The 25,224-nt window shown below is 45.2% G+C and carries 18 protein-coding genes and 4 riboswitches; of the genes, 9 read left to right on the top strand and 9 right to left on the bottom strand.

Annotated features, from left to right (window positions below; genetic code table 11):
* Window positions 1–13: 13 nt before the first annotated feature.
* Window positions 14–218: riboswitch (cobalamin riboswitch) on the bottom strand.
* 86 nt (window positions 219–304) lie between these two features.
* Entirely contained in the window at window positions 305–844 is a 540-nt protein-coding gene (locus BDI_RS17065) for a hypothetical protein (RefSeq protein WP_227742515.1), read from the bottom strand.
* Window positions 844–1,113, bottom strand: a complete 270-nt coding sequence (locus BDI_RS17060) for a hypothetical protein (protein ID WP_011967311.1) — start codon at window positions 1,111–1,113, stop codon at window positions 844–846. The genes BDI_RS17065 and BDI_RS17060 overlap by 1 nt, the downstream gene beginning before the upstream one ends.
* Before the next feature lie 173 nt (window positions 1,114–1,286).
* Here BDI_RS17060 and BDI_RS17050 point away from each other — a divergent pair, with 173 nt between their 5' ends.
* From BDI_RS17050 to BDI_RS17030, 5 genes are all read left to right on the top strand, one after another.
* Complete coding sequence (locus BDI_RS17050) at window positions 1,287–1,880, top strand: sugar O-acetyltransferase (protein WP_008772864.1); 594 nt, start codon at window positions 1,287–1,289, stop codon at window positions 1,878–1,880.
* On the top strand, window positions 1,873–2,490 hold the full coding sequence (locus tag BDI_RS17045; RefSeq protein ID WP_011967310.1) for an HAD family hydrolase: 618 nt from the start codon (window positions 1,873–1,875) through the stop codon (window positions 2,488–2,490). Before BDI_RS17050 ends, BDI_RS17045 begins: the two co-directional genes overlap by 8 nt.
* 255 nt (window positions 2,491–2,745) lie before the next feature.
* Window positions 2,746–3,543 carry a DnaJ domain-containing protein gene (locus BDI_RS17040; protein WP_005867440.1) on the top strand — a complete coding sequence of 266 codons (798 nt, stop codon included), beginning with the start codon at window positions 2,746–2,748 and terminating at the stop codon, window positions 3,541–3,543.
* A gap of 185 nt (window positions 3,544–3,728) precedes the next feature.
* Window positions 3,729–3,925: riboswitch (cobalamin riboswitch) on the top strand.
* Window positions 3,926–4,037: 112 nt separating this feature from the next.
* Window positions 4,038–6,101 carry a TonB-dependent receptor plug domain-containing protein gene (locus BDI_RS17035; protein WP_011967309.1) on the top strand — a complete coding sequence of 688 codons (2,064 nt, stop codon included), beginning with the start codon at window positions 4,038–4,040 and terminating at the stop codon, window positions 6,099–6,101.
* 22 nt (window positions 6,102–6,123) lie between these two features.
* Complete coding sequence (locus BDI_RS17030; RefSeq protein ID WP_011967308.1) at window positions 6,124–7,221, top strand: sirohydrochlorin cobaltochelatase; 1,098 nt, start codon at window positions 6,124–6,126, stop codon at window positions 7,219–7,221.
* A 73-nt stretch (window positions 7,222–7,294) separates the two neighbouring features.
* On the opposite strand, the gene BDI_RS17025 is transcribed toward BDI_RS17030, so the two are convergent.
* Both BDI_RS17025 and BDI_RS17020 read right to left on the bottom strand, forming a co-directional pair.
* Window positions 7,295–8,224, bottom strand: a complete 930-nt coding sequence (locus BDI_RS17025; RefSeq protein WP_011967307.1) for a sirohydrochlorin cobaltochelatase — start codon at window positions 8,222–8,224, stop codon at window positions 7,295–7,297.
* A 33-nt stretch (window positions 8,225–8,257) separates the two neighbouring features.
* Window positions 8,258–10,441, bottom strand: coding sequence for a TonB-dependent receptor (locus BDI_RS17020; protein WP_011967306.1), 2,184 nt, complete (start codon window positions 10,439–10,441; stop codon window positions 8,258–8,260).
* Between the two features lie 49 nt (window positions 10,442–10,490).
* A riboswitch (cobalamin riboswitch) is annotated at window positions 10,491–10,692 on the bottom strand.
* A gap of 261 nt (window positions 10,693–10,953) precedes the next feature.
* Between BDI_RS17020 and BDI_RS17015 the strand changes: the two genes are divergently transcribed.
* The 3 genes from BDI_RS17015 (at window position 10,954) to BDI_RS17005 (ending at window position 15,546) form a co-directional block, all read left to right on the top strand.
* Window positions 10,954–13,161, top strand: a complete 2,208-nt coding sequence (locus tag BDI_RS17015) for an anaerobic ribonucleoside triphosphate reductase (protein ID WP_011967305.1) — start codon at window positions 10,954–10,956, stop codon at window positions 13,159–13,161.
* Between the two features lie 33 nt (window positions 13,162–13,194).
* Window positions 13,195–13,695 carry an anaerobic ribonucleoside-triphosphate reductase activating protein gene (gene nrdG / locus BDI_RS17010; RefSeq protein ID WP_008772872.1) on the top strand — a complete coding sequence of 167 codons (501 nt, stop codon included), beginning with the start codon at window positions 13,195–13,197 and terminating at the stop codon, window positions 13,693–13,695.
* A gap of 266 nt (window positions 13,696–13,961) precedes the next feature.
* A riboswitch (cobalamin riboswitch) is annotated at window positions 13,962–14,158 on the top strand.
* A gap of 50 nt (window positions 14,159–14,208) precedes the next feature.
* The gene (locus BDI_RS17005; RefSeq protein ID WP_008779144.1) at window positions 14,209–15,546 is read left to right on the top strand and encodes a threonine/serine ThrE exporter family protein; all 1,338 of its coding nucleotides are present in this window, start codon (window positions 14,209–14,211) and stop codon (window positions 15,544–15,546) included.
* A gap of 114 nt (window positions 15,547–15,660) precedes the next feature.
* On the opposite strand, the gene BDI_RS17000 is transcribed toward BDI_RS17005, so the two are convergent.
* From BDI_RS17000 to BDI_RS16985, 4 genes are all read right to left on the bottom strand, one after another.
* On the bottom strand, window positions 15,661–16,764 hold the full coding sequence (locus BDI_RS17000) for a PepSY-associated TM helix domain-containing protein (RefSeq protein WP_008772875.1): 1,104 nt from the start codon (window positions 16,762–16,764) through the stop codon (window positions 15,661–15,663).
* On the bottom strand, window positions 16,761–17,591 hold the full coding sequence (locus tag BDI_RS16995; RefSeq protein WP_011967304.1) for an alpha/beta hydrolase: 831 nt from the start codon (window positions 17,589–17,591) through the stop codon (window positions 16,761–16,763). The genes BDI_RS17000 and BDI_RS16995 overlap by 4 nt, the downstream gene beginning before the upstream one ends.
* Window positions 17,592–17,600: 9 nt before the next feature.
* The gene (locus BDI_RS16990) at window positions 17,601–19,016 is read right to left on the bottom strand and encodes a DUF4374 domain-containing protein (protein ID WP_011967303.1); all 1,416 of its coding nucleotides are present in this window, start codon (window positions 19,014–19,016) and stop codon (window positions 17,601–17,603) included.
* A gap of 63 nt (window positions 19,017–19,079) precedes the next feature.
* A complete protein-coding gene (locus BDI_RS16985) occupies window positions 19,080–21,461 on the bottom strand; it encodes a TonB-dependent receptor (RefSeq protein ID WP_008777751.1) in 2,382 nt (793 codons plus the stop codon).
* A 287-nt stretch (window positions 21,462–21,748) separates the two neighbouring features.
* Between BDI_RS16985 and BDI_RS16980 the strand changes: the two genes are divergently transcribed.
* Entirely contained in the window at window positions 21,749–22,741 is a 993-nt protein-coding gene (locus tag BDI_RS16980) for a sugar phosphate isomerase/epimerase family protein (protein ID WP_009275330.1), read from the top strand.
* Between the two features lie 173 nt (window positions 22,742–22,914).
* Here the strand turns inward: BDI_RS16980 and BDI_RS16975 are convergent, their stop codons facing one another.
* Window positions 22,915–25,224: a TonB-dependent receptor gene (locus tag BDI_RS16975; protein WP_008772879.1), complete on the bottom strand. Its 2,310-nt coding sequence runs from the start codon at window positions 25,222–25,224 to the stop codon at window positions 22,915–22,917.

Below are 25,224 nucleotides of genomic sequence, written 5' to 3'. Positions count from 1 at the left end.
TTCACCCGAAACGTCGCATAACAAGATCATGGCAGGTTTTCTGGCTCGTCCACCCTCTGTCGGCTACCTTCCCACCTATCCGATAGGCAGTGGCAACAAGATTTGCCGGGGCTACAAGGACTTACAGCTACGGGTACAGCTCCGGATTCACACCGGATTCCCTTTTACTAGCCACTACCGGAACGGATAGCGGTTACACCTTGATCGGTGGCAAAGATAGGAAATGTTTTCTGTATTCTTGTGGCGTTACCTCTTTCAACTTTTAAAAAATCCGATTAAAATGTGGAATATCATTGTCCCTTTCTTATTTCCACTTGAAACAATGTATATCCGTTAAGTTGATTCTCATGATATACTCATCCTCGCCAATATAGTCATCCAGCAATCTTTGCGAGAAGCCGCATCCACCGCAAGACTCCGCTTTCTTCAAAACTTCTACAAGCGGATAGAACGTATGCTCGTACTCCCCCGGCCGATAAACTTCCTCCTCACACATAAGCGTTTCTTTTGTATCACATATAATTAGGAATTCACTATTATCTTTGGCGAATCTTCTTGCGCATTCCAATCGTGCGGTAAAACTTGCTATTTTGCCGTCCTTACCGATTTCTGCGCACGTGCGGAATAGAACAGGTCTGGTTGTCGGCAGATAGTTTCTCAAGACGATGTCCCACACATCGAAAAAAGCTTTTCCCTTTTCGGCGGGACCGGTACGAATCCAGTTATCAATAAACGTAATGGTCTGCTCGGTTATCCCCGAGCCTTTTTCCATGATATCAATCAGGTTTTGAGCTATCTCAATCTTCTGATTCCCGGATAGCCTGTATCGGAACTTGTCGTCCATCAACTCCAAGGAATAACCGTACAAGGCTTACCTGTCGAAGGGTAGGCCAAGTCAAAATTAACACGTATCGTTTGTATCTCATCGATTTCTCCGGGAGCGATGCGGATGTTCTCTATCACATAACAGCCGGCGGCCTCACACATCTTATCCCGCTCAATGTGATGCTGCCCGTGAGTGCCGAAATGTCCTTTCGCACCGATCTTGTCGGCCTGCCTTTCAAGCCATTCGTATGCCGGATGGCTCGTATCTAATTCAATATGTAGATTCATCTTTTTCCGCATTCAGAAGTCTATCTGGAACAAAGTTAATATAAAAAGTGAGATTGAGAAAAACAGATCTCCATCCGTTCGTCTTCTTCTCGATTTTTAATAACTTTGTACCTTCAAGCTGTAAAAATTGGCTCAAACAAGAATATGGCTCTGCAATGACATGAATTGAAAGCATGAAAACTGAATATCAAAAATGTATGGATGAGGAGCCTTTCGACGGCTCATCGCCCGAAATAACGGAAATGACTGTCCGTAACAAAAGGCTACTACACCAACTCAGAGAAACGGATTATGCCGACAATGAGGCAAAGCAGCGCATCTATCGGCAGATGTTCGGAAGTATCGGCAAGGATGTTTACATCGACATAGACTTCCGATGCGAGTATGGGAAAAACATCTATTTCGGGAACAAGGTGATCGTGAACATGAACTGCACGTTCCTCGATAATAACAATATCATTATCGGTAACAACGTGATGATAGCCCCCGATGTAAAAATATATACCGCTACTCATTCCGTTCACCTCGCGGAAAGGATGCCGGAAAGGACATGTCCCGGAGCGTCCATCTGCGACACAATTGCCCGCCCCGTCCTTATAGAAGATGGTGTATGGATAGGAGGCGGCTCTACAATCCTTCCGGGTGTGACCATCGGTAAAAACTCTGTCATCGGAGCAGGCAGTGTTGTCGTGAAACATATTCCTGCCAATTCCATAGCTGTCGGCAATCCTTGCCGTGTAATTAAAAATATCGAAGATAATGATTAAAAACCTCATTTTTGATTTTGGCAAGGTCCTTGTAAATCACGATTTGCAACCCTTGCTTGAACGACATTTCGGGGATGATGAAGTGTCGCTAATCGGTTTTCACAAGATTCTATCAGATCCGGAATTTATAAACATGTGCGACCGTGGAATAATCCCGTTTGAGAAAATGATTGACGGAGCAATAAAAAGGTATCCTGAATATAGCGATGCCTTCACGTTTTTCAAGGATAATTATCTTGAAGAGATAACAGGAGAGATTGAAGGTATGCGTGTACTTCTAAAAAAGTTAAAGCAATCTGGATTCAAACTATATGGGTTGACGAACTGGAGCGACACAATCTACCGGGTCATGGAGAAATTCGACATATTCCAGTTGCTTGACGGTGTGGTAATATCGTGTGAGGAACACTTCATCAAGCCTGAAAAGGAAATTTATCTTCGCCTTTGTGACAAATATGGCCTTAAACCGTCGGAATGTTTGTTTACGGATGACAGAATGGTGAATGTATTGGGTGCAAAGGCGATTGGAATGGAAGCCGTATTGTTCACAACACCCAAAGAATATATTTTTGAAATAGAGCGAATTTTCGGGATCAAAATTGAACAATAATAGCTACAGCCAGTGATAGTGATCGCACTCAATGGAAAGATTGTACGCTACCAAAAGCAAATAGGCTTACAGGGCTACAAGGGATTACCCTTCGGTACGTATGTCATCCGGATAAATGAGAAAACATTCAAGATCCAACTCTCCAAATAACCGCAAGGCGGGTATGCTTCACGCACCCGCCTTTCACATTTGCATATCTCCCGTTTTTTTACGAATATTGCATATCGGTAATCAACAAATAAGATAAACAGGAATATGGGTATCGGGAAATGGATAGGTGGCGTCTTGGGATTTATGGCGTTCGGACCGCTAGGCGCTCTAGCCGGCATTATATTAGGCTCTTTCTTCGAGGAAGGGGCAAATATGACGGGGCAGTCTTTCGGTGGCGGCACCAATTACGATGATGAATATATACGAAGAGACCCATACGCCGGGGAACGTAACAGTTTCCTTTTCTCCATGTTGGTTATGGCATCCTATATCATCCGTGCCGACGGGAAGATCATGCATAGCGAGATGGAATACGTCCGTCAATTCCTTCGGAGAAACTTCGGCGAGATCGCCGTAAGCCAAGGTGAGGAGATATTGCTAAAGCTTTTCGACCAAGCTAAACGCATGGATCAGGAGAACAACATGGGATTCAAGAATACCATCCGGGAATGCGGAACCCAGATCGCATACAACCTAAGTTATGAGGAGCGGCTGCAATTGCTCGCGTTCCTCGCCGAGATCGCTAAGAGTGACGGGAATGTGTGCGCAGCCGAGATCAATGCCTTGAAAGAGGTAGCGATGGCGATGGGAATGTCTGATAGAGAAGTTGAATCCATGTTGAACCTAAAAGGAAGTTCCTTGGACGATGCCTACAAGGTGCTAGAGATAGAACCGACCGCCACGGACGAGGAAGTCCGTGCCGCCTATCGCCGGATGGCCGTCAAGCATCATCCGGACAAAGTAGCCAGTTTGGGAGAAGACATCCGCAAGGCCGCCAACGAGAAGTTTCAGAAAATAAATGAGGCCAAGGAAAGGATCTATCAATCGAGAGGCTTGAAGTAAGATTCGACAAACAGTATTACTTACGAATTGTCAGCCAATTACATTTACCGATATCTTCTTTATGATGTAAATATTCTTTCTCCTAAATAGAAGTGGACAGACATATCATACCTTACAAAAACGCAATCGGCTGTTTATAGAAAAACTTTTTCATATATATTTTCTAAATATTAGAAAACATTCATATCTTTGCCTCCGATTTTAGTAATCAAGCTATCACATAGTTTGGTGAGAGGGAATCCGGTGTGAATCCGGAGCTGTTCCTGCAGCTGTAATCCTCATGAAGTTGGTTAGAAGTTCAAAAGCCACTGTTCCTAAGTCGGAATGGGAAGGTTTCTAACCAGAGGAGAGCCAGAATACCTGCTAAAGTCTTACAATAACATCAAGCTTCCAGGATAGAAGTATGTGTCATACAAAAAACGATTCAATTTATTTTTTGAGACATAACCAGATAGAGGCTTGTTGTTTTATTTCGTGTACAAATAAAACACTATATGAGGCTTTTAGCATTCGCTATTCTGGTGGCATGCGTACAATCCGTATGCGCCCAAAGCATATTGAAAGATCCGAAGGAACTTTCCGTGCTATTGAACGAGGTCGTGGTCACCGGTACGGGTACCGAACACTATCTGAAAGACGCCCCTGTGCAAACAGAGGTAATCACTGGCAAAGCCCTTGACAGTTACCAAGGACGCAGTATGCAAGATATTCTGGAAGGGCTGAACGCTTCCATCACCTTTAATCCGAGCGACATGGGTAGTGGCATCCAGATGAACGGATTAGGCAACGATTACATCTTGATCCTTATCAATGGCAAACGGATCAACGGAGATACCGGCGGACAAAACGACTTGAGTATTATCAACCCCGCCAATATCGAGCGTATCGAGATCGTAAAAGGTGCCGCCTCTTCCCTGTATGGCTCGGACGCTATCGCCGGTGTTATCAATATTATCACGAAAAAGAACCGGGATAAAGTGAGCCTATCGAATACGACTCGTGTCGGATCGTATGGAGATATATTGGAAAGCGTACAAATCGGCATTGGGCATAAGAGAGTGAATTCCACCACCTCACTTAGTACGACCCATACGGACGGCTGGCGAAATACGACCCAAGAATGGGACCATCACGAGGTAATGAATGGAACCGTGACACGAACCGTAAACCGATCCACGAACTTTACGTTAAGGGAGAACTTAACCTACAAAGTGAACGACCGGCTGAGCCTTTCGGCCGATGGCTCTTTTTACCAGAAATGGAATTATCGTCCGCACGGCGCATTCAAGTATTATACCTATGATCAATTCTACCGGAACTTCGATGTGGCCGGAGGAGCTAAATACGCATTGGGAGGACTGAATTTTCTTTCGGTAGACCTAACTTATGGTAACTATAGTTATTTCTATAATTACCATCATAAAGATGTTACGAACTTCTTCGATCCGGAAACGGATTTACGTATCACTCGTTATCCCGGAGAACATATTCTGGAAACCTCTCAACAACGTTTCCTAGGACAAGCCAAAAGCGTATTCCACCTCGGGGAAAACAATATCCTAAGCGCCGGACTCGAATATCAATACGATCATTTGAAATCTCCCCGGCGTATCGAGAACGGGAAAGCCTCCGTATTTACGGCTTCCGCTTATGTACAAGACGAATGGAATCCGACGGATCGGTTGAATGTGACGGTAGGTGGGCGCTTCGTCGTGCACCAAGAGTTCGGGGCTACGTTTACCCCTAAAGTCTCCGCCATGTACAAACTAGGCGACTTCAATATCCGAGCCACATACTCAAATGGATTTAAGGCTCCTACCTTAAAGGAGTTGCACGATGATTATATCACGCAGATCGGCGGCGGCCCGTGGAAACATTATTATGGTAATAAGGATTTAAAACCGCAAAAGTCCAATTATTATTCGGCGAGCGTAGAATATCATGCGTCGAACCTGCAGATCACGGTAACAGGATTCTACAACCGTATCAAGAACATGATCGCCTTGACCGAGATCCCGACAAGCGCCGAAGACCGATTGGATGAGATCGAGGCCAGCATGCAACACAAGAACTTATCCAAAGCCCGCTCTTTCGGGGGAGATATATCGCTCACCTATCAAATCCTATCTTCCTTGGCTATTGGTGGAGGCTATAGCTATACGGATGCCAAAGCGCAATATACGGATGATCCGGCCGACTCGAATTATATGCTCTACACCCCGATCAACGGAACCTCATTCCATAATGCCAATTGGAAACTAGCATGGAACCATGCGTGGAAAAAGTATAAATTGGATGTCACCTTGTTCGGCCGATACCAATCCACCCGCTTTTATATCACGGACGGTGATGGAAAAAGTTATCAGCTATGGCGATTGAATACCCGTCATAACGTATTGAAAAAGAAAAAATGGAACCTAGATATCAATGTCGGTATCGATAATATCTTCGATTATGTGGATCGTACCCCGTTCGGACGCCATCGTGGAACTACGTCTCCCGGACGGACTTGGTACGCCTCTTTTATCGTGAAATTTCAGAATAAACATAAACTATAAACAATCTTAAAAGTTAAATGCGATGAACAAATTTAAGTACCTTTTGCTTGCGGCGAGTCTATTTGCCTCAAGCGCAGTTTTTACCTCCTGTGATGATGGAGACGACGACAATACCGCAAACCCGGCGGAAGAAGTCGTAAAGGCAAGTAAGAAACATGACACGGCGATCTTGTTGTGTACATTCGGTAGCACATTCAAGGAGTCTATCAAGACATACGACGCTACACTAGCCGATTTCCAAAACGCATTTCCCGATGCGGACATCTATTTGTCATTTACCTCCCGTACTTGTGTGAATCGTGTAGAAGCAGAGACAGGTATCGCACGTTACCAACCGGACCTTTGGTTACAAGCCCTAGGAAATGCCGGTTACAAGAAGGTTGCGGTACAGTCCTTACACATCATCCCGGGTGAGGAATACCTAAGCTTGATGAATACGGACGTGAAGAAGAAATTCATGATCGAGTCTTTCCCGAGTGTTCAAGTCGTAAAAAGCCCTTGTTTGGTGTACAACGAAGAGGATGTGGAAGCCGTAGCGAAAGTCCTATACAGCCACTACAGTGATAAATTGGCTGATAACAAGAACATCCTTTTATTAATGGGACATGGTAACCCGGATAAAAACTATAACGCAAATACGAAATACACGGAAACAGAAGAGGCTATGCAAGCCTTGGCCGCTAACAAGAATGTATTCGTAGGTACCGTTGATTACGGAGATATGTTGTTCTGGCCGGAAGAAGGCGAACCAAATGAGGAATGTGTCTACTCCAAACTTACCAAATACTGCGAGGATCATAACTTAAAACCGGAAGAGATCACGATCTCCTTAGCTCCGTTCATGTCTATCGCCGGAGACCATGCGCATAATGACCTTTGGGGTATCGAGGAGGGTGATGATTTCAGCGCTGCCGCTCCTAACGCCGACGCTTGCTGGAGACTAAAACTTTTGAAGATGGGCTTCAAGATTGACACGAAAGAAAGCCATAACGGAAGTTTAGAGAACTGTAAGATCATAGGCTTAGGCGATTACGACGCTGTTCGTCAGATCTGGGTGAACCATCTAAAAGCATTATATAATGATGCGGAGGCTTGGGAAACCGGAGAAGACTACCAGTAAATAATTGAGAATTGAGAATTGAAAATTGGTTCAGTAAGTACTCACTAATTTTCAATTCTCAATTTTCAATTGTTCAGTGTGTATATAATTTCTTTCGATCAAAAATCGTCGCCCGTTTATATTTCATGGCGAAACGGATGTGATCGATAAATAAAGACCGGATCGCCGGATTCTCACCTAGAGGCTTTAAATAAATATCCACATCGAAACCCTGTTGACGTAGCCCTTTCTGCCAGAAATCCGTAACCGTATTTTCCGTACCTCGAATCAGTACGAACATAAAAGGAATCAACTGCACACGCTTATGACCGGCTTGGCGCATTTGCTCACCTACATTCTCGATCGTAGGGAAACCCTCACGGGTTCCGGTATAATAATCTTTCATTCCTTTGGTCTGGAACATATACCCCAATTTCGCATAAGCCGAGTTACTGGCATGATAAGTTCCGTGCGCCACCAATAACTTAGCCCCATTTTTAGTCACTCCAGAAGGTGAGGAAACCGCTTTCATCACCGCCTCATAATCGGCATCATCATATAACAAGGGATTACCTACACGCAAATCCTTAAACAAACCTTTTCGCTGTTCCGCCTCTTTACGGATCGCTTCCATCTCCACACCCTCTATAATGATAGTCGGTTGGATAATTACATGGGTAAACCCTTGATCACGCAACTCCACCAAGGCGTCCGCCGGCAACTGAACCCAAACACCTTGCGCCCTCAACCGACTCACTACGCTACGGGCGCTATAAGCCTGCCGGACTTCCACGTCTGGGAAAGCCTCCTTGACACGCTTGTTCATCACATCGAGTACTTGGGTACGAGCTTCCGGGTAAGCACTCCCGAAATGTACCATCAAGATCGCTAACTTATCTCCCTTTTCCATGCTCTCCCGGATATCGGAAGCGTAAAACTCCCGCCCGGGTTTCGCCCATAATGAACAGGCGAACCCAAGCAGGAGTGAACAAACAAACATGGATCGTAAAAATCCCCTATACATTATTATATTAGTTGATAGTTGACATGTGACAGTTTACTGCTTGAAACGGACCAGAAGGCTGACGTAATAGGTACGGCCCGGGGTCAATGTAGCGTAATTGTAATTAAAGGGACGATCATCTACATAATCAAAAAGGTTCTCGATACCTACTCCCGGTTCCAACAAGAAATCGCCGGCTCTAAACGTATGGCTCGTATTGAGATTCCACAAGGAATATTTCGGCGCATATCCATAAGAAGTAGAATAACGTTCCCCTTGGATACGTCCGTTAAAATTCACGTTCAGCTTATACTTATTCCAAGTATGAGACCACATAGCCGCTACCGTACCACTATGCTTAACGGTCTTATCCAAAGGCTCATCCTCATATACGTTTTTTCCATCCATGAAACTATAGCCACCATTCAAGGTAAAGCCCGCTCCCAGATAACTATTGAAGGCCACGTTAATACCTTTGATCTTCGCTTTATCGATATTCGCACGCATCTGTATCTCATCATAGTCCGTACCATGGGCGGTGTTATAAGCATCCCGTTCCGCCGTATCCAACATCTTATAGTTAATCATGCTACGTACGTTATTCATAAAAGCGGACACGGACAAAGAGAAATACCGCATCGTATATTCTGCGCTCAACGTAAAATTGTCGCTCTTCTCCGGGTCCAGATCCGGATTACCGATCGTAAGGCGAGTCGCTCCGGACGCTTTCTTCTCCGATTCCGTATACAGCTCTTTCAATTCAGGTGTACGGAAACCAGCCGCATACGATCCGCGGAAATTAAAACCGCCTACCTTATACAGCAAAGCCACGTTAGGAGTCGCATAACTCTTAAAATTCTCATGGTAAATATAGCGCAAACCCGCGTACGCTTGGAAATGCTCATTGATATTGATCTCGTCTTGCGCATAAAGCGCGGTCGTGTACATACTTTTACCCGCTATGTTATCCGTCTCGCTACTCAGTAACTCTTTAATGAACTCTGTACCAGCCGAAAGCTTATTATACTTGCCCAAACGAAAGATTCCCTTGACATTCAAGTTATGGTAATGAATCCGTTTCGTCATATCACTCTCTCCGCTTTTCTTTCCATCAAAGAAATCCTTATACGTACTATGATTGTCCGACAGATAATCAGCGTTCAAATAAGAGTTCTTATTAATCATGTACTGAGCGCCCGCCCCATAAGTGAACGTCTCTTTCCGCATATCATAGTTGGTCGTATTCACTTTATCCATCGGCATCGGACGATCGCTGGAACGTCCGAAGAAAGTACCACGCACATAAAAAGACAAACGATCCGTAGCGTCGTACGTGAAACGTTGGTTGATCACGTTCCGGTGAAATCCCTCGGAAGCTTGCTTATTGGTAGGAACCAACTCGCCTTTACTCTCCGTATAGGGATTTAATTGCCAACCATCGGCCCGTTGATATTGATAAGAAGTATATGAACCGAACTTCCCTACATTCACGTCCGCATTGACCGACTGCAAGAATTGGTTCTTGCTACCATAACGGCTATTGCTCGTCACGTTCACCTTATTACGGGAATCATCCGTGATGATATTGATAACGCCGGCGATCGCATCGCTACCATACAAAGCGGAAGCGGCCCCGTTCAAGATCTCTACCCGCTTTACGTTAGACATATCGATACGGGAATAGGTATCATCGCCGGCCAAACGCTTACCGTTTTCCAAGATAACCACGTATTTCTCTGTCAATCCGTTCATATTCATCGTAGCCCCCTGTCCGTTTTCCATAAATACGATACTCGGATTCAGCTTGGTCATCGCATCTTGGAAATTGGTTACGCTCGCCTCTTTCAAGTCTTTTCCCGTAAGCACTTTCACGGGAATAGGAGAATTACTCATGCGGCGATGCGAACCGGTACCGGTTACCACCACTTGATCGATATTCACATACTTTTCTTTCAGCTTAATAACGACATCTTTTTCCGAGTGATCCGTTTGATACACGCCCTGTTCATAGCCAAGGTAAGTCACACGAATACGATGTCTACCATCGGGAAGGTTCAGCTCAAATTTTCCGCCGGCATCCGTGGTTGTACCATTCAAGGATTCCGACACGCGGATATTCGCGCCCGGGATTGGTTCATTACTTTCATCCACGACCTTACCCTGTAAACGTACCTGCGCAAATGATACGTTTATCGCACAACTTACAGCTAAAGCCGCGCACAAACACTTTCTTTTCATAAACGATTTGTTATTATGTATATTTCCGCTTTCCTGACCCCGAGAAAAACAGCAATAAAAACGCTTGGCAGGTTTCCTGACTTACCTCGTAGAAAACGACCTTCCCGTCTTTTACAGACAGTGGTATGAGAAATGTTTTCTACTTTACAAAAGCTTACAGTAGCGGGCACTGCTCCGGATTCACACCGGATTCCCTCTTTATGACGAAACCGGATGGTTTTACGTCATCACCAAAACGGGGGCAAAAGTATGAATTATTTTATATAAACAAAAATATATCCCGGCTTATGTTCTTTAAAAGCTTTACAAAGAGAAGCTTATAACACATCACATCGCCAAAAAGGAAAACAAAAGCAATCATACAAGACACAAAGTTTTCCAAAACTTTTTACAACACACTACAAATTAACACCTTAACATAATTTAATCAGCAAAAAGTTTTCCAAAAAGAAAATCATATAGTGTAATAAGATACCTTTGCACGCATAATCAATCACAAATTAATCGACATCATGATACAGACAGTTGTTAAACGGGACGGGCGTATCGTTGGCTTCAACGAGGAGAAAATAGTAACCGCTATCCGTAAAGCCATGTTGCATACAGACAAGGGAGAAGATATGCAACTGATTCGCCAGATCACAGATCATATCTCATTCAAGGGAGAACCTCAAATGACCGTAGAGGCGATTCAAGATGCCGTGGAACTGGAATTGATGGCCAGTAGCCGGAAGGACGTAGCGCAGAAATATATCGCTTACCGAAATCAGCGAAGCGTAGCCCGCAAGGCGAAAACACGGGATATGTTCTTGGAGATTATCAATATCAAATCCAATGACATCACCCGTGAGAACGCGAATATGAACGCCGATACACCCGCCGGCATGATGATGAAATTCTCCAGCGAGACCACCAAGCCGTTTGTCGATGACTATTTATTGAGCGAAGAGGTCAAGGAAGCCGTATCAAACAACTATCTCCATATTCATGATAAAGATTATTATCCGACTAAAAGCTTGACCTGCGTACAACACCCGTTGGATCGCATCCTGAAATACGGGTTCTCCGCCGGTCATGGCGAATCACGTCCGGCTAAACGAATCGAAACCGCAAGCATCCTTGGCTGTATCTCTCTAGAGACCGCCCAAAACGAGATGCATGGCGGACAGGCGATACCGGCGTTCGACTTCTACCTAGCTCCTTACGTACGTAATAGCTTTATCGAGGAAGTAAAGACCTTAGAGGATTTATACGGACAGGATTTCTCCCACTTATATAATAAGCCTATCGACGATTACCAGACACAGACCTTGGATGGATTAAGCGGTGATAGACGCGTCATACAACATGCCATCAACCGCACGGTAAGCCGTGTACACCAATCGATGGAGGCTTTTATCCATAATATGAACACGATCCATTCCCGTGGAGGCAACCAAGTGGTATTCAGCTCCATCAATTACGGGACCGACACCTCGGCGGAAGGTCGTTGCATCATCCGGGAGTTATTAAAAAGTACTTACAGAGGCGTAGGTAACGGCGAAACCGCTATCTTCCCGATCCAGATATGGAAAAAGAAACGAGGCGTAAGTTATCTGCCGGAAGACCGCAACTACGATCTTTACCAATTGGCCTGCAAGGTCACCGCCCGTCGTTTCTTCCCGAACTTCTTGAATCTCGACGCGACCTTCAACCAAAGCGAGGATTGGAAAGCGGACGATCCTCAGCGCTATATCCACGAGGTAGCGACCATGGGATGCCGTACCCGTGTGTTCGAGAATCGTTTCGGACCGAAGACTTCTATCGGACGAGGTAATCTCTCTTTCTCGACGATCAATATCGTACGATTGGCTATCGAGTGCATGCAAGTGGAGAACAAGGAAGAGCGTATCGCCCTGTTTTTCGCGAAACTGGATCATATGCTGGAACTTACGGCTCGTCAGTTGCATGAGCGTATGGAGTTCCAGAAAACCGCTTACGCAAAGCAATTCCCGTTGTTGATGTCTTCCTTGTGGTTAGGCTCGGAGAAGTTGAAGCCCAACGATTCGATTGCCTCCGTTATCAACCAAGGCACCTTGGGTATCGGCTTTATCGGACTGGCCGAATGCTTGGTAGCCCTTACCGGGAAGCATCATGGCGAAGATGAGGATTCGCAAGCCTTAGGCATAAGGATCGTTACGTATATCCGGGATCGTGCCAACCAATTCTCTGAGCAATATCAACACAATTATAGCGTACTGGCAACTCCGGCAGAAGGCTTGTCCGGCAAGTTCACGGGAAAAGATCGTAAGAAGTTCGGATCGCTCCCCGGTATCACGGATCGGGATTATTATACGAACTCTAATCACGTCCCGGTATATTATAAGTGCAGTGCCCGTCATAAAGCCGAAGTGGAAGCTCCTTATCATGATTTGACTCGTGGTGGCCATATCTTTTACGTAGAGATGGATGGCGACGCTACCCATAACCCCGAAGCGATCATGCGTGTCGTGGATATGATGGATAAATACAATATCGGATACGGTTCCGTAAACCATAATCGTAACCGTTGTCTGGATTGTGGCTACGAGAACTCCACCCCGAATCTGGAAGCCTGCCCGAAATGCGGCAGCAAACACTTGGACAAACTTCAACGCATCACCGGTTACTTGGTAGGAACCACCGACCGTTGGAACAACGCCAAGCTATCCGAGCTGAACGACCGCATCACCCACAACTAATTTTCAATTGTCAATTTTCAATTTTCAATTACCATGTTGTCCATCATAGATATCATCGAAGATACCACCGTAGACGGTCCGGGATTCCGGACCGCCATCTATGCGGCGGGTTGCCCGAACAAATGCCCGGGTTGCCACAACCCCGAATCATGGGACATCCATAAAGGAAAGAAAGTAAGAACGGAAGAGATCGTGGAGAAAGTGCTGGCTGACGAGTTCGCCAACGTCACCTTCAGTGGTGGAGATCCCATGTTCCAGCCGGAAGGCTTCACCGAGGTAGCCAAGGCGATCAAGGAAAAAAGCCAAAAGACGATCTGGTGCTACACGGGATATAAATTCGAGGACCTGATAAAGAACCCGGCACAAGCCGCCTTATTATCCTATATCGACGTATTGGTAGATGGGCGCTACAAACAAACCCTTCGGGATGAGAGCCTTTTATTCCGGGGAAGCAGCAACCAACGGTTAATTGACGTACAAGCTTCTTTAAATAAAAAGGAAATCGTAAAATACAAGTACGATCCTTTTATTTAAGGCTTTTAAGGCACACACATGCATAAAATCTTGTACGGAATAAGAAATAAACATCCGTTCTCTTATATATAAAGAGAATTGCATCAGCATCTATTCCTCAATTTTCAACGTGGTCTGTACAAACCACGGCGTGGTTTATAAAATCCACGGCGTGATTTATACAGACCACGTCTTGATTTATAGAATAGAAGCGCATTCAACAAAGAATATATAAGTATCCGGATAATTATTCTTACTGAAGCGAGACGGATATTAGCATGATTTCATACCTTTGCATCCGAATTGGTTCCGTACGCTCGTTCGGGCATACGGATTAAAAGGGAATCCGGTGAGAATCCGGTACAGTCCCGCTGCTGTGAAACTCCTTTAACATTCTAATACTACTTTCGCCACTGGCCTAGTAAGCCGGGAAGGCATTAGAATGGGAGTCAGTCAGAAGACCTGCCATTCATTTAAGATTCATATCCTCGTGGGTTAGGGTATAGAGAACACATATATAAGAACAAAAAGAAGATGATGACAGACAAGGAAGTATTGTTATTACGGCGCAAATTGGATCTTTTGCTCCGTACGGGAAAATTGTTGATGGAAAGTGCCGCCGATACGAACCGTATCGAGCGCAACATGAAGCGGGTGGCCGCCTTTATGGGGATTCCCGAGGAGAAATTGCATATCGATATCCGATGGACCATGATTATGGTGAACGTAAGCGATGAGCGAAACTCATTCTCCAAATTCCAGAAATGCGAGAAACATGGTATTAACATGACAACGATATCACAGGTCAGTAAGCTCTCATGGCGGGCGATCGAGCAAGATTATTCCTTGGATAAATATGAGGAAGAATTGGAAAAGATAGTTCGCCAACCTCGGAATTATACCCCTTATATCGTAGCGATCGGAGCAGGATTCGCTTGTGGAGGTTTCTGTAAGTTATTTGGAGGAGACTGGATCGCGTTCTTGTTAACCTCGATCTGTACTTTTATCGGTTTCAGGGTGCGTGCCCGTTGTGTAGAGGCTGGCCTTAACGCCTACATGGGGATCGCTCTTGCCGCCTTTATTTGTACTTGTCTAGCATATGCCTCATCTTTTCTGGGAATATCCGGTACTCCGTATCTCCCGTTACTGGCTTGTGCCCTATTCATCGTACCGGGCGTACCTTTGATTAATTTTGTAGACGATATGATCGATAATCACTTGCTGGTCGGTATTACCCGTGCCGCAAACACGGTGATGATGGTAGCGGCAATGACTTTCGGTATCGCTTTCGCCTTGCGCCTGCTCGTGATGAACGACGTATCGATCGACCATAAATTCAGCGAACTAAGCATGGTCCCGCATGATCCGTATTACGTATATGCGATAGCGGCTGCCATATCCGCCGTTGGTTTCTCTATGATATTCAATATCCAACGCCGTTTATTATGGGTGGTTGCTTTAGGCGGTATTATCGCCGTATGCATCCGGAACTTCGTGAACTTCGAGCTGGGCTATGGTCCCGTGATCGGCTCGTTTATGGGAAGTTTCGTTGTCAGCCTGATCGCAGTGAAAGCGGTTCATTGGTTCCATGTACCGAACCATGTATTGACGATCCCTTCTGTTATCCCAATGATCCCGGGAGTATTGATGTATCGCTCGTTATTAGGTTTTATCAACCTTCACGGGGTGATCGGCGAGGTTACGAACGCCTTCTCCAATGGTATTAACTCCGCCCTCATCATCCTTTGTATCTCTTTAGGCGTAGCCGTCCCCAATATCTTCGCCCGTCGTTACATCGCCAAGGATCGCCAACGCTATCTGCAAGAGGAGTTGGAGAAACGCAGGCAAAGAGGTAAGTTTATTGAGTGGTGACTTTAGCTGATCATTCATGGGTATTCGCACCCTTACTATTGTAACATTTGCGTATTCAACTTGATTGGTTTAGATTTATGAAGAGGTATGTGGGTCAAACATACCTCTTTCTTTTCATCTCAGTTTCCTGAATTGTTTCTTTATCCAAAAATAATAGCCGGTTATCGCGAAGATCGTCCCCAACAAGGAAACTAAGCAAGTCAATATACGGGTAGTCATTCCCCCCCACGAGCCGACGTGTACGGAATAAATCCATCCTCTTATCTTCCCCGATTTTGGGAGATCTTTATATAATTGGACTTCCGTAATCTCACCCGTAGCAGGATCAAAGGAGTAACGGTCGCTTCCTCTTGTATTCCCATAACGGGCCGTAGAAACCGTAGCGGAGCCATCTTGGATCGTGATTGAGTTAAAGTCCGGATAATGGCTTTTCAATGCCGATAACACCTCAGCCCATTGTGTGTAATCCGTCTTTTTCTTCGCGGGTTTCTTCGCGCCGGAAGAAGCTGGAGCATGATGCGCTTGAGGCGGGTTTGCACTAATACCGAAGACACTATAAAAGGCATTTCGATACCAACCAAACGACCATGTTAATCCGGTTAACGCTAAGATAAGCAGGAGCAATGCCGCATAGAATCCCCCGGAGACATGTAAATCATAGAAGAAACGGAACCAACCAGCCTTGGTCTTTACTTTCAACCGGTTTCTCAATACTTTTTTATTACGGGGATACCAAATTACGATTCCACTTATAATAATAATCGCCAAGACCAAAGTCGCATAGCCAACTATTGATTTTCCCCAAGAAAAACTTCCATCCCGTTTATACTCATCAAGTAACCAACGATGAAGACGCATCATTTTCAGGAAAAAACCTTGTCCGTCATCCATCCCGGTCACCTCCCCGGTGTAGGGATCAATAAAACCCGCGGCCTTTTTCCCCGGTAATATCAGTTGATAAGTTCGTCTCGGGTCAGACGATACCCGAATACCGTTTATTCGAACCGAATCGGGTAATTGTTGGCGCGCCGATTCTATCAAGGTGGCAGGCGAGAGAGGTTCCCCTTTTACTTCCTTTACAAAATAACGGGAAGGGTAGCCTAATTCTAATATCTCTGTCTCAAAGACGAGAATCGCCCCGGTCAGGCAGACAATCGCAATAATAATGCCAAAAGGTATCGATAGCCATAAATGTACTTTCGCAAAGAATTTTCTCATTTTCCGAATAATTGTTTAATCCCGTCATATATACCCGGAACCGCTACCGTTCCATGGTTCTCGTCGGGAAATGATTTACTAAAGAAACGCAGGTTCTCCGCTTGCGGTAAAAGCTCCGAAAGAAGATAACTCACTTTGTCAAGATGAATGTCCACCCGGTCCGTCCTTTTTTTAGACGCGACACCGATATACAGGCTTTTCCCTTTAAAATCCCGGCCTGCAACCAAAGCCTCCGCCTCCCGGACCAACCGCCCCTGATCCCACCACAAACTAGGGTCGACCGCTAGATAGGTATCAAATAATTCCGTATGACGAAGAAACGTATTCAAGGTGAAAAGCCCCGCATACGAATGACCGATAAGCATATTCCAGCCGTTCGTGCGATAGGCACTATCGATAGCAGGACGAAGTTCTTCCGTAAGAAACTTACTGAAAGCCTCACTTCCCCCTCCTTGCGGAATCGCATCTATGGAGATTTTACCATCCCGTCCGGCGGCTGAAGCGGTAGGCGTAAAATCACGTGTCCGATCCGAATTTAATACCCCGACAATAATACAGGGAGGTAGATATTTACCTCTACCGGATGCCAACGTTTTCCTTATGCCTACCAGCGAATGAAAGAAAGAATCTCCATCTAGCAGGTAAACAACCGGGTAGCGTTGTTTCGTATCCATATTATAATGCTCCGGCAGGTGTATCCAATAACTCCGTTCTTCTTGCAATACGGTAGAGTACAAAACCAGTTCCTTTCCTATACAAATATCCTCCTGGCTCCGCAAGGTTAGCGGGAGCAGGAGGAATATTAAAAGAATGTGAGTCCGACTCATACTTGCTTATTATTCTTGAGCGGCAGTCAATTTACCTACACCACTGATTTGCTCTGCCTCAACGGTAAGACCTTTTGTAGCGGTAACTGTCTTCGGATCGATACGATACACGGCCGGTTGACTCCCATCGGTAGTCGTAACCGCCATATAAGCGATACCATCCTCCGAGAACGGAGTATTGCCAAATCCAGAAATAACATCCGTGGAAGGCAGCCCCTTCACGTAAGTAAGACTCTTATCCTCTCCTTTATAAATAGCCAACTCTTTCGCGGCGAATCCGGATTCAGTCAACGGACGATCATACATCAACAACAAGAAATAATCTTCCGTGATATGCCAACAACGCAAGAATGCCTTACCACCCGTCTGTGCCTCCAAATTACAATAATAATCGGGATCAAACTCCTCCGCGTTAGCCTTAATACGAACTACACCGGCCGGCAAAGTCGTTTTCTGTACCTCCGCGGTCATCGTCTTGGCATAGCTGGGCGAGAACACATACACATCGCCGTTGTCTGCCGTCCAAATGGTCTGGTAGTATTGAGAACGGTTACGTCCGCAAGCATAACTGATCTTATCCGTCTTTATCAGTTTCGGGTTCTCGAATTTCTCGTTCGCATAAATAGCGACCCAAGCCTCGTTCGGATATTGCGTCCATTGCAATTCCCCTTTTTCGTAAGCGCCACTACCGCTTCCTCCGGATTCAGTCTTTACCAGCTCCGGGTATTTAACATATTTACCTCCCTCCGCTTTCACGCCGTACTTACTCAATCCCATCGGGATAGCCGCGGAATAGATCCGGCCGTTCGCTTGGAGAATACCCGCTAACGTAACGAACTCGCCATTTCCCAAATAATTCTCCGACAAGATCGTATTCGTGTTTGTCGTAAACGTCTCTTTGGCCACATCCAGATAAGAGAGCAAGAAGCCTTTAGGCAGATAACCATTCTCGTCCGCATATTCCTCACCCAGATCACCGGTAGAAGATGTAATGATATAGTCGCCATAGATACCATAAGAAGTAAATCGCTTGATCTCGTAAGTATTATCACGCTCTTTAATCTTACCTTCCGCATTCAGTACGTATGAAGAAGTAACACCAGCATTTCCTTGGTTGTAAACCAAACGATACAAATATTTATCCTTATAGAAGATCCATTGCGTACCGCTTTCCGTAGTGAGTCCGTTGTTTTTAGCGGAGATAGAGCCATCCCCCAGCGTATCGGCTGTCAACAAGTAATTTGCGTCACCGACAGAAGCGGCGACTACATAGCTCGAAACCGCCTCCGAGGTCGATCCTCCGCCATTTCCATTCCCGTTGCCTCCGTTATCCGGGTTTACAGGATCGTCGTCACTACAAGAAGTAAATACCCCCCCAACCAATAACGCAGCGGCAAGACCTGTCATTAAATAATTCTTCTTCATGTTGTTTTAATCTATTATGTTTTGAATTAATTATTGATAAATAAAAGATAGTCACACTTTAAATTAATTACCGAAATAAACCCTCACCTTACCATAGAAAGCCCTGCCAGCCTTCTGCAAGCTGAAGTTATCGTATAATTTCTCGTTCGTGAGATTCCTGCACTCGAAAGAGATATTGTAACGCCCGTTCTGTATACCATAAGAGAGTGTCAGGTTATGCGAGAATTGAGTTGGTACCACAAATTCGGATTCACTGCCTACTGCCTCCGAATACAGCGGGAAACTATGCATATATAAATTATCGTAAGTGACACTTAGCGTATTGCCTTTCTTCCACAAATTACGCCAGTAGAAGGTCACATCCGAGTTGGCAAACTGATAAGGAAGATTCGGCATACGTGCGCCATATGTCAAGCTCTCTTGGTTCGTCCCGCTGGTAACCGTCTTCACGTTATCCCTTACATTCATCTGCGTAAAGTTTCCTCCTACGCTTACCCAGTTAGCGAAACCGTAGCGAACCGAGATATTGTAACCCTTGGTCTCTACACGACCATGATTCACATAGGTAGCGCCATATTTACCGCCGCTCAAATCCGATATATTCCGTTGGATATAATCTTTCGTATTTCGGTAGATCAATCCGCCTTCCACATATACGGAATGCTTACCGAATGTCTCGTTGTAGCTTAAATTCAGATTCACGTTATCGCTGTTCTCCGGTCTCAAGGAAATATCGCCGGTCTCAAGGTCCTCATCGCCAAACATCTCCTCATTGGTCGGCAGGCGATAGGCTTTCTCATAGGACAATTTCGCTTGCAAGCTTTTCAAGATAAAGTAAGTTCCCGCGGCCCCATATCCCATCGCACTTACCGAATTGGTCGTACGTATATAGTCATCTTGAGCCGAGGAAGTAGCGACAGGCCCCGCGATAAACTGGTTGTAATATTTACCGAACACAGACAAGTTCCAATGTTCCGTCGGCATCAAGCGATACGAAAGACCGCTGATATTTTTACGGGTTTCCTTCGGGATAGCGTTCGCTTCCGAGTCCTCGTTCAAAAGAGACTGATTCGAACGCCGGAACGCGTTGATCACGTGATTGAACGTGAACGTATGCGCCTTACCGATACGGTAGTTAGCTGTTAAGGTTCCGTTCCAGTTATTATTATCCGACCGGGTGTTCTGATAAGATTGCTCACCGGGCATCCGGAGCGGACGCATCTCGCCACGCCAATTATATTCATAGGAAGAGGTATCTACATTGTTCGTCATGTTCTTATTATAATTCGCCGTCAATACCACATCCAAGCCCCTAACGAAGAAATCACGCTTGCGATAGTCCAACGACGGCATGATCGAGTATCCCTTCCGATATTTGCCGCCAAACACCACTTCTTGGCGTACGCCCGTCTGTATATCTTTATACATATGTGAATAGGTAAACCCAAACATCAAACGATCCGCCCATTTCTTATCCACGAAACCTATTTTCCCGATAACGGCCTCGTTATGATACGTATCATGAAAACGCTTCACATGCTCGATCTTTTTCTTATTGATCGCTCCGGTCGTAAAGTCCTTCACCGGAGTATCCACATAGTAATTATTATCCGAATAATTCTGGAAAACGTTGATCTCATACGTGAGTCCGCTCCGGAAAGTTTGTCCGAAGTTCACATAAGATTTATGCGTATTGAAAGACCCGTATGAATAAGAAGCATCCAAAAACCATTTGTTCCGGTTCTTCTTGGTGATGATATTGATAACACCTCCGATAGCGTCTGTTCCGAAACCCACCGGTACCACACCCTTATAGACCTCTATACGCTCGGCATAATTCACCGGAATGTTATTCAGTCCGAAAGAACTGCCGACACCTTCTTGCGGAACCCCATCGATAAAGATCTTGATATGCTTGCCGGTAAATCCATCCATCATCAGTTGCATATCCGAGCCGACACCGCCGGACTCCCGGATCTTCATTCCGGGCGCTTGAGCCAAGGCTTCACTCAAGTTCTGGGTTGAATTTTGCAAGGCTTTCGTATCGAGGGCCACGGCATTGAACGCAGAACGCTTGAGCCGGGTCACGCCATTAGAAACGACAACCACCTCATCCAACTCCGTAGCTTGAGGGCTGATTACCACATTCATCTTCGTCCGTTCCCCACGCATCAGTTTCACGGGTTTCTCTACCGTCTTATATCCGATAGCCGATACTACTAATGTATATTCTCCCGCGGGAGCTTGAAGATGATAGATACCTTCCTCATTCGTAGTCCCGCCGTAATTCGTACCTTTTAGATAAACGGTAGCGAAATCCACGGTTGTTTTTTCCGTGGACAGGACTTTGCCCGATATCATTGTTTTATGTTGAGAAAAAGCCGAGATGGAAATAAGCAACAGTAAAAAGGAGAGGAAAAGCCCTCTGATTTTCTTCATCATCATTTAATCAATTATGTTATTTAAAACGTTGCAAAGTTACGATCAGAGACTACCGCCCCACAATACCTAAGAATGGGTAAAATCACATTAAAAATCTACGGAGGTATACCAAACAATCCCCTTATTCAGGTAATTGGATGTATGGAGTAAGTTCGTAAAATTGAGTTATGTCAAATTTTAAATCTATTTAAACCCAATCGTAGGTTTTTGAGGTACTTTTTCTTAATAAACTTCAAAAAGGTTAACTATATTTGCGAGAAACAGATGTTTAATTTTAATTCTTTATCACCATGACAGACAGAAGAACATTTTTGAGAAACATTTCATTACTTACTTTAGGGGGCATAGCCAGCCAAAAAGTAATGGCTTCAAATCCCACCAGATCCATACCCGCCACGGATGCGGTATCCTCGGCAACCGCCGGGAAAAAGATGGGATTGCAAACCTATTCGCTCGGACAGGAGTTACTGCAAGATATGCCTAACGGGTTGAACCGATTGGCAAAAGCAGGATATACCGATCTGGAGATTTTCGGATATAGGGAAGACACTGGTAAATTCGGTGATTATAATCCTAAAAATACGACATTCATCGCCTCCAAGGATTATAAGAAAATGGTGGATGATGCCGGTTTGAGAATCAGCAGCTCACACTTGACCCCTTCTCTTCGTGAGTACACGAAAGAGAATATGCCCAAATTCGACGAGTTCTGGAAAAAGGCAACCGATATCCATGCCGAGCTAGGTGTTAGTTGTATGGTACAACCGAGTTTACCCCGTATCGAAAACGAGGATGACGCCAAAGTAGTATCAGAGATCTTCAACCGTGCCGGAGAGATCACGAAGAAAGCCGGAATCCTATGGGGTTACCATAATCATAGCAATGAGTTCAAACGGGTATTGAAAGCCGGCGAGAAACCGGAACAGAACCCGAATCCGTGGGCACCTCCTAAAGGTACTTATATCGAGGAGTTATTCCTAAAAAATACCGATCCGGATAAGGTTATGTTCGAGTTGGATGTATATTGGGCCGTTATGGGGCAGCAAGATCCCGTGGAATGGATGGAGAATTATCCGAATCGTTTTAAGTTATTGCACATCAAGGATCGTTGGATCATCGGTGATTCCGGTATGATGAATTTCCCGAATATATTCAAAAAAGCGTACGAGATCGGTATCCTCGGCTACTACGTGGAACTGGAAGGTGACAAAAAAGGCCGTACCCAGTTCGAGGGCGTAGAGAAGAGCGCCGCCTATTTGCAAGCCGCTCCGTTCGTTAAATAAAACATCCCGATTTATCCCATAAAAAAGACAGTGTTTCCGTAGGGCGATCATACGCTTGGGAACACTGTCTTTTTATTTATTTTGCCTTCAAAAAAACACGTACGTCTTTTTTCGGAAACACGTACGTGTTTTTCACGAAACACGTACATGTTTTTTCAAAGGGCATTACATGATTAAAAGCTCATCTTTACACCGGCAAAATAACTTCTCGGGCTAGCCGGGCCATAGATATAGGAGGAATCCCGGTTCTTACCTTGGTCAAAGTCGGATTGGTAAGCGTTGAACAGATTCTGCACGCCCCCATTTACTTCTAGTTTCAGCTCTTTGTAAAGCGGGAACTCATACGCAAGCTTGATATTCATATCAAAGAAATCCGGAGTCTCCACCGCCTTATCCAAAGGTATATATCCCGCCAAATGCTGCACCAACATACTTCCCGTATAGGTTCCCGACAGGGAAGCCGTGAAACGTTTGAAAGGCGTGAGAGTAGCCGTAAAATAACCATAGATATCCGGCGTACGGAACATCTTTGTCTCGGCTGGCACATTCTCGTCATCGCTCCATTTCTCGGCCTCTTTATAACGGCTTCGCTGGAAAGTAGCGCCCGCTTGCAAAGATAGCCATGAAGTTAACACCGACTTTCCTTCCAAGGTTAATCCCATCACTTTCGCCCCGGAACCGTTACGACGTTCCTTAATCAGATTGCCTTGCTCATCTTTCCCGATATCTTCCAAGACAAACACATCACTTAAGCTGGTGTAAAAACCTTCCACCAAGAAGTTCAACTGGATACCATTCTTAAAACGATGGTAAAAATCGACCGAAGCACTCAAGCTCTGCGATTTCTCCTCGGATAAATCTTTCGCACGCTGGATCATAGCGACCTCTCCGCCGACCGCCGAGATATGCATATCCTCATCGAACGCTTGCGGGGCACGGAAACCACTGGAATAACTAGCCCGGATATTGATATCTTCCGTCGGGTTAAAACGGATATTCGCACGAGGGCTGAATATTACATGATCCATCATATTATGTTTATCCAAACGACCGCCAATCAAGAAGCTCCATCGCTTATTTTTCCACTCATTCTGCAAAAATGCGCTCTCGATATGCACCTTCTGATTCGTAAAGCGATTATACCCGATCATCTCGTCTTTCAAATGATCGAAACTATACTCCAAACCGGCAGTCAAATCCGATGGCATAAACAAGAATTTATCAAAACTATAAGCATATTGCGTACCGGCCATAACCGTCAGGTCCGTAGTCTTGCCGTAAGCGTTCGGATCTTGGTTCGTCCCGTAATAACTATCCCGGTCTGTATTCTGGGCAGAAGTGAAAACACTCCATTTATGTTTGTAATCCTTGGAGAAAAGATCGAATTTCAGACCTCCTCCATCAATCGAATGCTCCAACTGTTCGGCGATATCCGCTTCATGAGGCGGACGATCCAACAGATTTCCTCCCCTGCGGTATTCATTCATATGATGATACTCGAATGTCAATTTACTATAAGTACTCGTTTTCAGGTACGAACGGAAACCGACCGTTTGATTCTTCAATTTAGGCAACTCCGTAAAACCATCTCCATCCTGATCAAAACCGGAACGATGACGGTTCTGGCCAAAAAGATATAAGCCCGCTTTCCCATTTTCCGATACCAAAGAGGCATTTAGGGTCGTATTATTATCGAAAGCAGATGTCCCGCCAATCGAGGTTAACGTATGCGACAATTCCCCGGAATTTCTCAAGGGCTCCTTCGTGATGATATTAATTGTCCCGGCGATAGCGGACGAGCCGAACAGTGCCGATCCCCCTCCTCGCATCACCTCTACCCGCTCGATCATATTCGCCGGTATTTGCTCAAGCCCATATACGCCGGATAAAGCGCTGAATATGGGACGTGAATCAATCAGTATTTGGGTATAAGGTCCGTCTAATCCATTGATCCGGACTTGCTGGAAACCGCAATTCTGGCAATTCGTCTCTACCCGTACACCCGGTTGGAAATTTAGTCCCTGTGCCAAATTCACCGCATTGGTCGTAGTAAAAACCTTCGCATCCAATACATTCACTAATGTGGGAGCCAACCGGCGGGAAGTTTCCGCACGATTCGCAGATACCACCACGCCATCCAAGGCGATCTGGTCTTCTTCCAGTTCTACATTAATCTCTAAGGTTTTTCCTTTCTTTAGGGTCACTTCTTTAGAGATAGTCTTATACCCGAGCGCTTTATATTCTAGCGTAAATTTACCTTCCGGCAGATTCTTCAGGAAATAATGTCCCGAGTTATCGGTGGTCGTACCGATCGTGGTACCTTTTAACAATACGTTGATAAAGGGAAGATGCTCCCCTGTTTTCTTATCCAATACATGTCCGAAAACATTTGCGTCTGAGTCGTTTAGACGGTCCTCTCCCGTGGCCTGAGCTACCGTTAGGGCACAGCACAGGCATAGTATAAAGATGAAAAATTTATTCAT

Source organism: Parabacteroides distasonis ATCC 8503 (assembly GCF_000012845.1).
GTDB classification, from domain to species: Bacteria; Bacteroidota; Bacteroidia; order Bacteroidales; family Tannerellaceae; genus Parabacteroides; species Parabacteroides distasonis.
The sequence above is the reverse complement of the archived record's forward strand: the minus strand, read 5'-3'. Positions and strand labels throughout refer to the sequence as shown.